Annotated in this window: 17 protein-coding genes; 6 read left to right on the top strand and 11 right to left on the bottom strand. The window is 55.3% G+C overall.

The genetic code is table 11. The annotated features are described in order from the left end of the window. The first annotated feature begins 6 nt into the window (after positions 1–6). From EC836_RS19280 to EC836_RS19265, 4 genes are read left to right on the top strand one after another with little or no spacing between them, the layout of a single operon-like run. A complete protein-coding gene (locus EC836_RS19280; RefSeq protein WP_123336120.1) occupies positions 7–1,620 on the top strand; it encodes a (2,3-dihydroxybenzoyl)adenylate synthase in 1,614 nt (537 codons plus the stop codon). A gap of 15 nt (positions 1,621–1,635) precedes the next feature. Further along, on the top strand, positions 1,636–2,496 hold the full coding sequence (locus tag EC836_RS19275) for an isochorismatase family protein (RefSeq protein ID WP_123336118.1): 861 nt from the start codon (positions 1,636–1,638) through the stop codon (positions 2,494–2,496). Next, positions 2,496–3,254, top strand: coding sequence for a 2,3-dihydro-2,3-dihydroxybenzoate dehydrogenase (gene dhbA / locus EC836_RS19270; RefSeq protein WP_123336116.1), 759 nt, complete (start codon positions 2,496–2,498; stop codon positions 3,252–3,254). The genes EC836_RS19275 and dhbA overlap by 1 nt, the downstream gene beginning before the upstream one ends. 49 nt (positions 3,255–3,303) lie before the next feature. After that, a complete protein-coding gene (locus tag EC836_RS19265; protein ID WP_233599376.1) occupies positions 3,304–3,675 on the top strand; it encodes a hotdog fold thioesterase in 372 nt (123 codons plus the stop codon). Between the two features lie 46 nt (positions 3,676–3,721). Here the strand turns inward: EC836_RS19265 and cgtA are convergent, their stop codons facing one another. The 4 genes from cgtA to rplU form a co-directional block, all read right to left on the bottom strand. Next, complete coding sequence (cgtA, locus tag EC836_RS19260) at positions 3,722–4,900, bottom strand: Obg family GTPase CgtA (protein ID WP_123336112.1); 1,179 nt, start codon at positions 4,898–4,900, stop codon at positions 3,722–3,724. Positions 4,901–5,044: 144 nt separating this feature from the next. Then, positions 5,045–5,314, bottom strand: a complete 270-nt coding sequence (locus EC836_RS24655) for a hypothetical protein (protein ID WP_148050389.1) — start codon at positions 5,312–5,314, stop codon at positions 5,045–5,047. A gap of 35 nt (positions 5,315–5,349) precedes the next feature. Next, on the bottom strand, positions 5,350–5,607 hold the full coding sequence (rpmA, locus tag EC836_RS19255; protein ID WP_017349604.1) for a 50S ribosomal protein L27: 258 nt from the start codon (positions 5,605–5,607) through the stop codon (positions 5,350–5,352). Positions 5,608–5,622: 15 nt separating this feature from the next. Further along, positions 5,623–5,934, bottom strand: a complete 312-nt coding sequence (rplU, locus tag EC836_RS19250) for a 50S ribosomal protein L21 (protein WP_123336110.1) — start codon at positions 5,932–5,934, stop codon at positions 5,623–5,625. Positions 5,935–6,196: 262 nt separating this feature from the next. Between rplU and ispB the strand changes: the two genes are divergently transcribed. Both ispB and EC836_RS19240 read left to right on the top strand, forming a co-directional pair. Continuing rightward, complete coding sequence (gene ispB / locus EC836_RS19245; protein ID WP_123336108.1) at positions 6,197–7,171, top strand: octaprenyl diphosphate synthase; 975 nt, start codon at positions 6,197–6,199, stop codon at positions 7,169–7,171. 314 nt (positions 7,172–7,485) lie between these two features. Further along, a complete protein-coding gene (locus tag EC836_RS19240) occupies positions 7,486–7,746 on the top strand; it encodes a helix-turn-helix transcriptional regulator (RefSeq protein WP_123336106.1) in 261 nt (86 codons plus the stop codon). Between the two features lie 51 nt (positions 7,747–7,797). Here EC836_RS19240 and murA read toward each other — a convergent pair whose 3' ends face one another. From murA to mlaF, 7 genes are all read right to left on the bottom strand, one after another. Continuing rightward, positions 7,798–9,060 carry a UDP-N-acetylglucosamine 1-carboxyvinyltransferase gene (murA, locus tag EC836_RS19235; protein ID WP_123336104.1) on the bottom strand — a complete coding sequence of 421 codons (1,263 nt, stop codon included), beginning with the start codon at positions 9,058–9,060 and terminating at the stop codon, positions 7,798–7,800. Positions 9,061–9,139: 79 nt separating this feature from the next. Continuing rightward, entirely contained in the window at positions 9,140–9,394 is a 255-nt protein-coding gene (gene ibaG, locus EC836_RS19230) for a BolA family iron metabolism protein IbaG (RefSeq protein ID WP_105593107.1), read from the bottom strand. 227 nt (positions 9,395–9,621) lie between these two features. After that, positions 9,622–9,921, bottom strand: a complete 300-nt coding sequence (gene mlaB, locus EC836_RS19225) for a lipid asymmetry maintenance protein MlaB (protein WP_123336102.1) — start codon at positions 9,919–9,921, stop codon at positions 9,622–9,624. Between the two features lie 5 nt (positions 9,922–9,926). Continuing rightward, positions 9,927–10,562, bottom strand: coding sequence for a phospholipid-binding protein MlaC (gene mlaC / locus EC836_RS19220; protein WP_123336100.1), 636 nt, complete (start codon positions 10,560–10,562; stop codon positions 9,927–9,929). Further along, positions 10,562–11,116, bottom strand: a complete 555-nt coding sequence (gene mlaD, locus EC836_RS19215; protein ID WP_123336098.1) for an outer membrane lipid asymmetry maintenance protein MlaD — start codon at positions 11,114–11,116, stop codon at positions 10,562–10,564. The genes mlaC and mlaD overlap by 1 nt, the downstream gene beginning before the upstream one ends. Positions 11,117–11,120: 4 nt before the next feature. Beyond that, positions 11,121–11,903 carry a lipid asymmetry maintenance ABC transporter permease subunit MlaE gene (gene mlaE / locus EC836_RS19210; RefSeq protein WP_123336096.1) on the bottom strand — a complete coding sequence of 261 codons (783 nt, stop codon included), beginning with the start codon at positions 11,901–11,903 and terminating at the stop codon, positions 11,121–11,123. Positions 11,904–11,910: 7 nt separating this feature from the next. Next, the gene (gene mlaF, locus EC836_RS19205; protein ID WP_123336094.1) at positions 11,911–12,723 is read right to left on the bottom strand and encodes a phospholipid ABC transporter ATP-binding protein MlaF; all 813 of its coding nucleotides are present in this window, start codon (positions 12,721–12,723) and stop codon (positions 11,911–11,913) included. Positions 12,724–12,928 lie beyond the last annotated feature (205 nt).

The following is a 12,928-nucleotide window of genomic DNA, read 5'->3' as shown; positions in this document are numbered from 1 at the left end:
TAAATCATGACTATTCCCTATACTCGCTGGCCGGATGAGCTGGCTGCACGCTATCGCGCGAAGGGTCACTGGCTCGATCTGCCGATGACGGAGATTTTGCAACGTCAGGCTCAAAATACCGCGATCGCCGTCATCGAAGGCGACAGGCACTACAGCTACCAGCAGCTGGCACAGCAGTCGGATCGGCTGGCGGCCGCGCTTCAGCGGCGCGGGTTGAAAAGCGGCGATACCGCGCTGGTTCAGTTGGGCAACGTCGCGGATTTCTATATCGTGTTTTTCGCTCTGCTTAAAATCGGGGTGGCACCGGTGAACGCGCTATTCAGTCATCAGCGGAACGAGCTGGATGCCTACGCGGCGCAGCTACAGCCCGCGTTGCTGATTGCCGATCGCCAGCATCCGCTTTTCAGCAATGACGATTATCTGCAGCAGCTCAAGCGGGCGGTTCCGACACTGAGCGTTATCGCCTTACGTAATGAACATGGTGTGGCGATGTCGCTGGCGGGGATGGCCGATGAAACGGCTGATAACTTCATGGCAACCCCCTCTGCGGCGGATGAAGTGGCCTTTTTCCAGCTTTCCGGCGGCAGCACCGGCACGCCAAAGCTTATCCCGCGAACCCACAATGATTACGACTACAGCATTCGTGGCAGCGTTGAGATTTGCCAGTTCAGCAGCAGCACCCGCTATCTCTGCGCCCTGCCCGCCGCACATAACTATGCGATGAGCTCACCGGGGGCGCTGGGCGTCTTTCATGCCGGTGGCTGCGTAGTGCTGGCCAGCGATCCCAGCGCGAACCTCTGCTTCCCGCTGATCGAAAAACATCAGGTCAACGTGGCCGCGCTGGTGCCGCCGGCCGTCAGCCTGTGGCTGCAGGCTGTGCAGGAGTGGGGCAGCAATCGCGCACTGGCTTCCCTGACCCTGCTGCAGGTCGGCGGAGCCAGGCTGAGTGAGTCACTTGCCACCCGTATCCTTACGGAAATCGGCTGCCAGCTACAGCAGGTATTCGGCATGGCCGAAGGACTGGTCAACTACACCCGTCTGGATGATGACAGTCAGCACATTCTGACCACCCAGGGGCGGCCAATCTCTGAAGATGACGAGGTCTGGGTGGCTGATGAATTCGGCAATCCGCTTCCTGTCGGCGAGACCGGCCTCCTGATGACCCGAGGCCCTTACACCTTCCGGGGCTACTACAACAGCCCTGAACATAATGCCGCCAGCTTCGATCGGCAGGGCTTTTACTGCTCCGGCGATCTGATCTCTATCGCTCCCGATGGCTACATCACCGTGCAGGGCCGCGAAAAGGATCAGATCAACCGCGGTGGTGAAAAGATCGCGGCTGAAGAGATCGAAAACCTGCTGCTGCGTCACGGTCAGGTGATCCACGCCGCGCTGGTTTCCATGGAAGACAGTCTGATGGGCGAAAAAAGCTGCGCCTTTATTGTGGCACAGGGCGTGCTGAAGCCGGTGGCGCTGCGTCGCCATCTGCGAGAGCTGGGCGTGGCGGAGTTCAAACTCCCCGATCGCATCGAATGCGTGGCTTCGCTCCCCCTCACGCCGGTCGGCAAAGTGGATAAAAAACGCCTGCGCCAGCAGCTTGCCAATACTCAGAGCCTCTAATTTTCAGGAGAGACCATGGCCATTCCAAAACTCCGGTCCTATGCGCTGCCAGCGCAGGCAGAACTGCCGGTTAATAAAGTGAAGTGGGATTTTGAACCCGCACGCGCAGCGCTGCTGATCCATGATATGCAGGAATATTTCCTGAATTTTTGGGAAGAAGGCAGCCCGCTGGTCGCCCAGGTGGTGGAGAATATTGCCCGCCTGCGTCAGTTCTGTAAATCACAGGGGATCCCGGTGTTTTATACCGCTCAGCCCAATCAGCAGAGTGACCAGGATCGCGCGCTGCTGAATGATATGTGGGGGCCGGGTCTGAATCAGCATCCGGACCGGCAGCGGGTGGTCAGCGCACTGGCCCCGGATGAACAGGATCAGGTACTGGTGAAATGGCGTTACAGTGCCTTCCACCGTTCGCCGCTGGAATCGATTCTGAAAGAAACCGGGCGCGACCAGCTGATCATCTGTGGTGTATACGCCCACATTGGCTGTCTGACCACCGCCACCGATGCGTTTATGCGCGATATCAAACCGTTTATGGTTGCCGACGCGTTGGCGGACTTCAGTCGTGAAGAGCATCTGATGGCGCTGAACTACACGGCAGGACGCAGCGGTAAGGTCGTGATGACCGCCGAGCTGCTGCCGGCGGCAACGCCTGCCAGTAAAGCCCAGCTGCGCACGCTGGTTCTGTCGCTGCTGGATGATGATGCTGAAGATCTGGATGATGCCGACAATCTGGTGGATTACGGTCTTGATTCCGTACGGATGATGGCGCTGGCCGCCCGCTGGCGCCAGATCCACAGCGATATCGATTTTATCTCTCTGGCTAAAAATCCCAGTATTGATGGCTGGTGGAAGCTACTGTCACGGGAGCCAGCATAATGTCCGCCAGTTTCGATTTTAGCGGTAAGCAGGTATGGGTGACCGGCGCAGGCCAGGGTATCGGCTATCACACCGCACTGGCCTTTGTTGCCGCTGGCGCGTCCGTCGTTGGCTTTGACAAACAGTTCTCGCAGAGTGATTACCCCTTCCAGCGGGAAATCGTCGATATCGCCGATGCCTGGCAGGTAAAACGCGTCTGCGAAAAAGTGCTGTCCGATACCCGGCACCTGGACGTGCTGGTCAATGCGGCCGGGATTTTACGTACCGGCTCCACCGAGGAACTGGCGTTTGAAGACTGGCAGGCCTGCCTGGCGGTTAACGCCGGTGGCGCATTTAACCTGTTCCAGCAGACTCTGCCGGTATTCCGCCAGCAGCGTGCCGGAGCGATAGTCACCGTGGCGTCTAATGCTGCCCACGCGCCTCGCATTGGCATGTCGGCTTACGGGGCATCAAAAGCGGCGCTGCGCAGTCTGTGTATGACCGTCGCTCTCGAAATGGCACCTTACGGCGTGCGCTGTAATATCGTTTCGCCCGGCTCAACGGATACCGCCATGCAGCGCAGCCTTTGGCAAAGCCCGGAAGATGAGCAGCAGATGATTGCGGGCTACCCCGGACAGTACAAGCTGGGCATTCCACTGGGGAAAATCGCCCGGCCGGATGAAATCGCCAGCGCGGTGCTGTTCCTGGCTTCTGACAGCGCAGGTCACATTACGATGCAGGATATCGTGGTTGACGGTGGGGCAACGCTCGGTGCGTAAGTCGCAATCGCTGTGGAAGCGCCAGAGCAGCACGGAGGCGCTGAACCAGATGGCCGAAGGCAATATGATCGCCGGGCTGGGGATCTGCTTTACGCATCTGACAGACGACCGTCTGGAAGCGAGCATGCCGGTTGATTCCCGTACCCATCAGCCCTTCGGCCTGCTGCACGGCGGGGCTTCGGTGGCGTTAGCGGAATCGCTGGGGTCGATGGCGGGCTGGCTTTGCTCGCAGCCGGGACAAAACGTGGTGGGGACAGAAATCAGCGCCAGCCACCTGCGGGGCGTTTTCAGCGGCACGGTGCGTGGTGTGTGTCGTTCTTTAAACGCCGGGGCGACCAGCCAGGTTTGGCAGATTGAGATCTTTGATGATGGCGATCGGCTGTGCTGTATCTCACGCCTGACTACCACCATTATCGGCTAGCGGAAAATAAGCAGGGACGCCATGGCGTCCCTGTTGTCATCGAAGATTAGCGCTGATAAATGATTTCAACGCCTTCGTCGTCTTCATCATCCCAGTCATCATCCCAGTCGTCGTCTTCTTCAACGACAGGCTGCGTTTCTTCCAACTGCTGACGATGGTAGTCATCCCACATAAATTCCACCTTCTCTGGCTGCTTAGCTTCCAGTTCGGCTTCTTTCGGGTTGGCATTAATAAAGGACATAATGTCCCAGCATAATGGCGTGACGCCCGCGCGGTTAGCGGCAGAGATCAGGTAGTACTTATCGGTCCAGCCCAGTGCGTCCGCAATCGCTTTGGCGCGCGCTTCGGCTTCTTCGTTGTCCAGCAGGTCAACCTTATTGAATACCAGCCAGCGCGGCTTCTGGAACAGCTTCTCGCTGTATTTTTCCAGCTCGCCGAGGATCACGCGGGCGTTTTCCACCGGATCGCTTTCATCGATCGGTGCCAGGTCAATGGTGTGCAGCAGCACGCGGCAGCGTTCAAGGTGCTTCAGGAAGCGGATACCCAGACCCGCGCCATCGGAAGCGCCTTCAATCAGGCCCGGAATATCGGCAACCACAAAGCTCTGCTCGTTATCCATACGCACAACGCCCAGGCTTGGTACCAGGGTGGTGAAGGGATAATCGGCAACTTTTGGTTTTGCTGCGGATACGGCGCGAATAAAGGTCGATTTACCGGCGTTAGGCAGGCCAAGCATACCGACGTCAGCCAGCAGCATCAGCTCCAGCTGCAGATCGCGTTTTTCACCCGGCGTACCCATGGTTTTCTGGCGCGGACTACGGTTTACGGATGACTTAAAGCGGGTGTTACCCAGCCCGTGCCAGCCGCCTTTGGCTACCATCAGCTGCTGCTGGTGATGGGTCATATCGCCGATGGTTTCACCGGTGCCCTGATCGATAACACGCGTACCGACAGGCACTTTGATAACGATATCTTTCCCGCGCTTACCCGTACAGTCACGGCTCTGGCCGTTTTGACCACGCTCAGCGCGGAAGGATTTTTCAAAACGGTAGTCAATCAGGGTATTCAGGTTTTCGTCGGCCTGCATGTAAACATCACCGCCGTCACCGCCGTCGCCGCCGTCCGGTCCGCCACGAGGAATATACTTCTCACGACGGAAGCTGACGCAGCCATTGCCGCCGTCGCCTGCCACTGCCAGGATCGTCGCTTCATCAACAAACTTCATTTTACTTCTCCGTCACTCATTCGCCCGTGGCCCGATGCCTGTGCATCGGAACGGGATTGCTCCGCCGTGGCCATAAGCGATGACCCATTGCGGAAAATATGGCACCTGGCCCCCTGCTCGTTGCTCCGATGAAGCCCTGAGGCTTCAATGTCGCAACGGCAAAACGATCGGGCCGCCAGGCGATAATAATTCTGAAAACATCAGCGTAAAAAAAGACGTCGGCGCCACTATTACGCTGACCGATGCTGCCCGCCCGATGCGAGGAACACTCATCACCGACAGCAACACCACTGAACATAAAGTGTACAGCAAAAACAGGATCTGTTGCGAGGCCAGTCGACGCAGTAAAATTCCCAGCAGGTAGAATGTAAAAAGCCCCGCACTTAAAATGCGGGGCTTTTCATTTCGCAGCATTAAGTGGCCTGAAAGCCACTTGCGGCTCGAAAACCTTACTCAGCAACGATGCTGATGTATTTACGGTTGTTCGGGCCTTTAACTTCGAATTTGACCTTGCCATCTGCAGTTGCAAACAGGGTGTGGTCACGACCGCAGCCAACGTTAGTGCCTGCGTGGAACTTAGTACCACGCTGACGAACGATGATGCTACCAGCCAGAACTGATTCGCCGCCGAAACGTTTTACGCCCAGACGTTTTGCATTGGAGTCACGACCGTTACGGGTCGAGCCACCAGCTTTCTTGTGTGCCATTTGTCAGATCTCCTCTTAGGCGCTGATGCCAGTGATCTTCACATCAGTGAACCACTGACGGTGACCCTGCTGCTTACGGTAATGCTTACGACGACGGAACTTAACAATCTTGATCTTGTCGCCACGACCGTGAGCAACGATTTCCGCTTTGATCAGGCCACCTGAAACTAAAGGTGCACCGATTTTAACGTCTTCGCCGTTGGCAATCATCAGAACCTGGTCGAACTCAATGGTTTCGCCGGTTGCGATGTCCAGCTTTTCCAGGCGAACGGTCTGACCTTCGCTTACTCGGTGTTGTTTACCACCACTTTGGAAAACCGCGTACATATAAAACTCCGCTCTCGCGCTTGCCTTTTTTTGATTATCAGGCTGCGCTATAAATATTCACAATAGGGCGCGAATTCTACGCAACTTCGCCGCCAATGACAAGTGCCAGTTACGCTGTATTGCAGAAAAAAAACGCAACGTGAATGGGGACCTTTCGCCGTCGTGTTTTTCAAGTACAATCTGTCATACATTTCATGCCACAGGCACGCGTAAAGGCGCTTATCATACCAGCAAACTGAGCGAGCGATAGCTGAACAGACTGATGAACTTAGAACAGATAAATGAACTTACCGCGCAGGATATGGCGGATGTCAACGCGACAATACTCGACCAGCTGAACTCGGATGTATCCCTTATCAATCAGCTGGGCCATTACATTATTAGCGGCGGTGGTAAACGCATCCGCCCAATGATCGCCGTTCTTGCTGCACGCGCTGTCAACAATTACGACGGCAAGCAGCACATCGCTGTAGCGGCGCTGATTGAATTTATTCATACCGCTACGCTGCTGCATGACGATGTGGTTGACGAGTCGGACATGCGCCGCGGCAAAGCCACGGCTAACGCGGCGTTTGGCAATGCGGCCAGCGTGCTGGTTGGCGATTTTATTTATACCCGCGCCTTCCAGATGATGACCAGTCTCGGCTCGCTGCGGGTGCTGGCGCTGATGTCTGAAGCGGTAAACGTGATCGCCGAAGGGGAAGTTTTACAGTTGATGAACTGTAACGATCCGGACATCACCGAAGAGAGCTACATGCGGGTGATTTACAGCAAAACGGCCCGTTTGTTTGAAGCCGCCGCGCAGTCATCCGGGATTCTGGCCGGTGCCACCGCCGAGCAGGAACAGGCTCTGCAGGATTATGGGCGTTATATCGGCACCGCTTTCCAACTGATTGACGATCTGCTGGACTACAGCGCGGATGGCGAAACCCTCGGCAAAAACGTCGGTGACGATCTCAGTGAAGGTAAACCGACGCTGCCGCTGCTGCACGCTATGCGCAACGGCAATCCTGAACAGGCCAGTATGATCCGTAAGGCTATCGAAGAAGGTAACGGACGTCATTTACTGGAATCCGTTCTGGAAACTATGCGCCAGTGTGGTTCACTGGAGTGGACACGTCATGCCGCCGAGCAGGAAGCTGACAAAGCCATTACCGCTCTGAAGGTCCTGCCCGAATCGCCATGGCGCAGTGCGCTTGAAGCCCTGGCTCACATGTCAGTGCAACGCGATTTCTGATTGAAAATGCGCGGGAAACCGCGCGTTTGACCTCTCACCCCTGTCATTATCCCTGCCCTTGCTTCGCCTCTTTTCCAGCATAACTGCACAATGTAACGTTACATCTTTTTCCGACACTTTTGCGTGGGGCTACGCAAAACTGGCGGCCGGCATAAAAATTACTGGAAATTAAAGGAAACAAGTTGATATAAACCAACTTATAAGTTCCGTTACGATCGTCAGGATTTTTCGCGGTGAATACCAATACACCGGCAATCATCCCCTGAACAGATTGTTTCCTGTTGTTTCCACAAGTGCACAAGGAGAAAGAGCACGTGGCCTATGATTCTCATGACTGGCATTCTGCCGACATCATTGCAGCCCTGCGTAAAAGAGGCACCACGCTCGCCGAGCAGTCACGCCTCGCAGGCTTAAGCTCATCAACGCTGGCGAATACGCTATGCCGACCGTGGCCGAAAGGGGAATGGTTGATTGCCAACGCCCTGGAAATTCATCCGGCGGAAATCTGGCCCAGCCGCTATTACGATGCGAAAACCAGACAGCTAATCGATCGAAAGAAACTGATCAGGAAATAAAAAAGGGCCGGTGCTGATGACCGGCCCTTGAGCAGAGATGAGCTAGAGTACTTACTCGTCGCCGCTGATCCGCTGGATGTTTGCACCCAGAGCCATCAGTTTGTCTTCGATATGCTCATAGCCGCGATCGATATGATAAATGCGATCGACGATCGTTGTCCCTTCAGCAATACAGCCAGCCAGAACCAGGCTGGCTGATGCACGCAGATCGGTTGCCATCACCTGAGCACCTGACAGTTTTTCAACGCCGTGACAAATCAGCGTATTGCTCTCAATCTCTCCGTGCGCGCCCATGCGTACCAGTTCCGGCACGTGCATAAAGCGGTTTTCGAAAATGGTCTCGGTGATCACGCCGGTTCCTTCTGCCACCAGATTCAGCAGGCTGAACTGCGCCTGCATATCCGTCGGGAACCCCGGATGTGGCGCGGTGCGCAGGTTTACCGCTTTAGGGCGCTTGCCGTGCATATCAAGGCTGATCCAGTCCTCGCCCACCTCGATGTCGGCACCGGCCTCGCGTAGTTTGGCCAACACCGCATCCAGCGTGTCGGGCTGAGCCGCACGGCAGACGACGGCACCACCGGAAATAGCGGCAGCCACCAGGAACGTTCCTGTTTCGATACGATCGGGAAGCACGCGGTACACGCCGCCGCCCAGGCGCTCAACGCCCTCGATGGTGATGCGATCGCTACCCGCGCCGGTGATTTTTGCACCCAGCGTATTCAGGAAGTTGGCGGTATCAACGATTTCCGGCTCGCGCGCGGCGTTTTCGATAATCGTCGTCCCGGTCGCCAGCGTCGCGGCGCTCATGATGGTGACTGTGGCACCCACGCTGACCTTATCCATGACGATATGCGCGCCCTTAAGACGACCATCAACCGAAGCCTTAACGTAGCCCTCTTCCAGCTTGATCTCTGCACCCAGCTGTTCCAGGCCAGTAATATGCAAATCGACCGGACGCGCACCAATAGCGCAGCCGCCGGGCAGCGATACCTGCCCCTGACCAAAACGCGCCACCAGCGGGCCCAGCGCCCAGATAGAAGCACGCATGGTTTTCACCAGATCGTAGGGCGCACAGTAAACATCCACCTGACTGGCATCCATATGCACCGAGCCGTTACGCTCAGCTTTTACACCCAGCTGGCTAAGCAGCTTCATGGTGGTATCGATGTCCTTCAGTTTCGGGACATTCTGAATCTCTACCGGTTCTTCAGCCAGCAAAGCAGCGAACAGGATCGGCAGGGCAGCATTTTTAGCCCCGGAAATTGTGACTTCACCACTCAGCCGGGTTGGACCCTGCACACGAAATTTATCCATTGCAACTGCTCTCTGTTGTCAGACCAAAAATCTGCGGCTCAGCCCGCCAGCACATCATGGCGTGGTGGACAGCTGCCGCTTAGAAACCGTTTAACTTACGGTCACGCGCCCACTCTTCAGGAGTGTAAGTCTTGATTGAAACGGCGTGAATACGGTTGTCCGCAATGTAGGCCATCAGGGGTGCATAGACCGTCTGCTGCTTCTTCACGCGGCTCAGTTCACCGAATAATTCACCCACGGCGATCACCTGAAAATGGCTGCCGTCGCCGGTAACGTGGACTTCCTGCAGCGGTAACGCGCTCATAAGCACGGACTGAATTTCACTATTTTCCATGATGCTTTCAAATTCACCTGATAATAAACAGGCACACATATTAGTGGAATCTGCCTTACTCTTAAACAAGCAAAAAATGCCAGGGTCATCAGAAAAAGGCTAAATGAGAATGAATAACGCTATAAGCAGCGTAAGTCTGTTGGATTGGGGAAGCAGACAGGAAGACAAAGATCAACGAACTCAATATGTTCCGATTGACACGGCGGCAAGCGCCGCCGTATCCGCAATCAGCGATTATCCGCAATAATTTCCTGAAGATTATACAGGGTAATCAGCGAACGTAGCTTATCAGTGATGCCGGTGAAACGAGGCGTTTTGCCTCTTTGCAACACGATCTGCCGCAGATGGACCAGCAGCGCCAGCCCTGCAGAATCAACGCGTCCAAGGCTGGACACATCAATGGCATCCGCCTGCTGCATTAATTCATCCCGCTGCTGCCAGAGCGGCAGCAGGGTTTCACGCTCAAGCTCACCGCTAAGACGCAGCAGGCCCGATTCCACCGTCCAGTTAAGCAAACCTGGCGTCATGCTGCTCACTGCTGTTTGTCCAGCGTGATTGGCTGTTTCGCGTAAGATTTCAGCCGCTCGGTTAAACCGTCGATGCCTTTCTGGCGCAGAATGTCACTCCACTCGTTTTGTTTGGTGGTGATCATGCTGACGCCTTCGGCGATCATGTCATAGGCCTGCCATTCGCCCGTACGGCTGTTCTTACGCCACTGGAAATCCAGACGCACCGGCGGACGGCCGTTTTTGTCGATGATGGTGACGCGGATAGCGATGATATCGGCATTGCCCAGCGGCTGCTCGGGAGCAATCTGGTATGTCTGACCGTTGTAAAGCGCCAGCGCCTGACCATAGGCCTGCGCCAGATAGTCGCCGAAAGCACTGAAGTAGGCTTCTCGCTGCGCCGGAGTAGCCTCTTTGTAATAGCGACCCAGCACCAGAGCACCGGCATATTTCACCTGCACGTACGGCAGCAGTTCATCTTTGACAACCTGGCGCAGATAGTTGGGATCCTGCTTGATCTTAGGCTGTTCGTTCTTCAACCGGTCGAAGGTTTTTGCTGCCGCTTCGTTCATCACCGAATAGGGATTGGTTTTATCAGCCGCCGCGTTAGCCGCAATCGGGGCAACGATCAGCATTGCCACCATCAGTAAACGTTTAAACATTACTTATCCTCTTGTGGAGTGTTAGCTGCAGCCGGTGGCTCAGAGGCACCGTTATCATCTGCCTTATCTGCGCTCTTATCATCGCCATTTCCACTCTTATAGAGGAACTGACCGATGAGATCTTCCAGCACCATTGCCGACTTGGTGTCCTGCAGCGTGCTGCCGTCTTTCAGCGTTGCGGTCCCCATTTCCGGGTCATCGAAGCCGATATTCATCGCCAGATACTGTTCGCCCAGCAGGCCAGACGTGCGCACAGCCAGCGAACTGGTATCGGGGATATTGTTATATTTCTCGTCAATATCCATGGTGACCCGCGGTGAATAATTTTTCGGATCCAGCGTGATATCCGATACGCGGCCAATCACCACGCCACCGACTTTCACCGGCGATCCTGATTTCAGGCCGCCAATATTGTCAAAGGTAGCATAGAGTTTCCAGGTCGGTTCATTGCCGAGGGACTTCAGGTCGGCAACGCGCAGACAGAGGAAAACGATCGCGCAAAGCGCTAACAGCAAGAAGGCACCTACCCAAATTTCGCTTTTTTTCGTTTGCATCGAATTAATTCCCAAACATCAGTGCCGTAAGCACAAAATCCAGACCGAGCACTGCCAGAGAGGCATGTACCACAGTACGCGTTGTTGCCCGACTAATCCCTTCAGACGTCGGAATGGCGTCGTAGCCGTTAAACAGCGCAATCCAGGTCACGGTAATCGCAAACACGAGGCTTTTAATCACGCAGTTAATAATATCAGTACGCACATCGACCGCATTCTGCATCGCTGACCAGAAGAAGCCGCTGTCGATCCCCTTCCAGCTCACGCCGACTAACGCACCGCCAAGGATCCCTACGGCGACAAAAATCAGCGTCAGCAGAGGCATACTGATCGCCCCCGCCCAGAAGCGCGGTGAAACAATACGCCGCAGCGGGTCAACCGCCATCATTTCCATACTGGAAAGCTGTTCCGTGGCTTTCATCAGGCCGATCTCAGCGGTCAGCGCTGAACCGGCTCGCCCGGCAAAAAGCAGTGCGGTCACCACCGGCCCCAGCTCGCGCAGAAGCGACAGGGCCACCAGCATCCCCAGGCTGCTTTCCGCACCATAGGTATTCAGCACCAGGTAGCCCTGAAGGCCCAGCACCATACCAATGAATAAGCCGGAAACCACGATGATCAACAGCGATAATACGCCAACGCTGTACAGCTGCTTTACCAACAGCGGCGCATGCTTGCGAAAGCTGGGGACGCCGACCAGCGCATGGAACAGCATCAACCCGGCACGGCCAAAGGCGGCGCAGGTATTAATTCCCTGACGTCCTAATGACGCCAGCGCTCGTAGAAACATCAGTCTGTTAACTCCCTGAGCCGACTAAATCGTGAAGATAATCTCCCGCCGGAAAACGAAACGGTACCGGCCCATCGGCAATGCCATCAATAAACTGACGCACGCGCGCATCCTTATTATCATGCAGCTGAGCCGCCGTACCCTGAGCAACCACTTTTTGGTCGGCGATGATATACGCGTAATCCGCGATGCTCAAAACTTCAGGCACATCGTGGGAAACCACAATGCAAGTGACACCCAGTGAATGATTTAGTTCGTCAATAAGCTTCACCAACACCCCCATAGTAATGGGATCCTGGCCGACGAAAGGTTCATCAAACATAATCAGATCGGGCTCAAGCGCGATGGCGCGGGCCAGCGCAGCACGACGTGCCATCCCGCCGGATAGCTCAGAAGGTTTAAGCGTGGCGGCACCGCGCAGCCCCACCGCCTCCAGCTTCATCATCACCGTACTGTGCAGTAGCGGCGTGGGCAGTTGAGTATGCTCGCGCAGCGGCCAGGCAACGTTATCAAACACGTTAAGGTCGGTAAACAAGGCACCGGACTGAAAAAGCATGCTCATTTTTTTGCGGGCGGCATACAGGCGAGAACGCGAAAGCGTGGGGATATTTTCACCGTTGAACCAGATTTCGCCGCTGTCGGGCGCTATCTGGCCCCCGATCAAACGCAGTAGCGTGGTTTTACCAATGCCAGAGGGTCCCATGATAGCGGTGATTTTCCCTTTGGGCACCGTAAGCGAGATGTTATCGAAAATAGGCCTGTTGCCACGGGAAAAACACACATCCCGGACATCTACCAAATTCGTTTCCGTCTGGCTCATAGTTACCTCAATCCTCATTTCAGGCGTTAAATATACTTCCGATGGTAACGCATTAACCGCCGGGCTGGACACTTTTACAGAAACTTACCGCAATCACTTAGCGAAAGCTGGCATACGTTTTACTTTTTCGCTTTAGACCGTCAAAATCACCGGCATTAAAAAAACGTAACCAGAAACGCATCGTCACCAGCAGCAACCGACGATT

It is taken from the genome of Erwinia sp. JUb26 (genome assembly GCF_003751505.1).
Lineage (GTDB): Bacteria > Pseudomonadota > Gammaproteobacteria > Enterobacterales > Enterobacteriaceae > Erwinia.
This window is presented reverse-complemented; position numbering and strand designations above follow the sequence as displayed.

What these genes read in the sequence shown, in the direction of transcription:
- EC836_RS19265 (WP_233599376.1), top strand. Translation starts at nt 3,304, where the DNA reads ATGGCCGAAGGCAATATGATCGCCGGGCTGGGGATCTGCTTTACGCAT.
- mlaE (WP_123336096.1), bottom strand. Translation starts at nt 11,903, where the DNA reads ATGTTTCTACGAGCGCTGGCGTCATTAGGACGTCAGGGAATTAATACC.
- EC836_RS24655 (WP_148050389.1), bottom strand. Translation starts at nt 5,314, where the DNA reads ATGCTGCGAAATGAAAAGCCCCGCATTTTAAGTGCGGGGCTTTTTACA.
- dhbA (WP_123336116.1), top strand. Translation starts at nt 2,496, where the DNA reads ATGTCCGCCAGTTTCGATTTTAGCGGTAAGCAGGTATGGGTGACCGGC.
- rpmA (WP_017349604.1), bottom strand. Translation starts at nt 5,607, where the DNA reads ATGGCACACAAGAAAGCTGGTGGCTCGACCCGTAACGGTCGTGACTCC.
- mlaC (WP_123336100.1), bottom strand. Translation starts at nt 10,562, where the DNA reads ATGTTTAAACGTTTACTGATGGTGGCAATGCTGATCGTTGCCCCGATT.
- murA (WP_123336104.1), bottom strand. Translation starts at nt 9,060, where the DNA reads ATGGATAAATTTCGTGTGCAGGGTCCAACCCGGCTGAGTGGTGAAGTC.
- rplU (WP_123336110.1), bottom strand. Translation starts at nt 5,934, where the DNA reads ATGTACGCGGTTTTCCAAAGTGGTGGTAAACAACACCGAGTAAGCGAA.
- EC836_RS19280 (WP_123336120.1), top strand. Translation starts at nt 7, where the DNA reads ATGACTATTCCCTATACTCGCTGGCCGGATGAGCTGGCTGCACGCTAT.
- ispB (WP_123336108.1), top strand. Translation starts at nt 6,197, where the DNA reads ATGAACTTAGAACAGATAAATGAACTTACCGCGCAGGATATGGCGGAT.
- cgtA (WP_123336112.1), bottom strand. Translation starts at nt 4,900, where the DNA reads ATGAAGTTTGTTGATGAAGCGACGATCCTGGCAGTGGCAGGCGACGGC.
- mlaF (WP_123336094.1), bottom strand. Translation starts at nt 12,723, where the DNA reads ATGAGCCAGACGGAAACGAATTTGGTAGATGTCCGGGATGTGTGTTTT.
- EC836_RS19275 (WP_123336118.1), top strand. Translation starts at nt 1,636, where the DNA reads ATGGCCATTCCAAAACTCCGGTCCTATGCGCTGCCAGCGCAGGCAGAA.
- mlaD (WP_123336098.1), bottom strand. Translation starts at nt 11,116, where the DNA reads ATGCAAACGAAAAAAAGCGAAATTTGGGTAGGTGCCTTCTTGCTGTTA.
- ibaG (WP_105593107.1), bottom strand. Translation starts at nt 9,394, where the DNA reads ATGGAAAATAGTGAAATTCAGTCCGTGCTTATGAGCGCGTTACCGCTG.
- mlaB (WP_123336102.1), bottom strand. Translation starts at nt 9,921, where the DNA reads ATGACGCCAGGTTTGCTTAACTGGACGGTGGAATCGGGCCTGCTGCGT.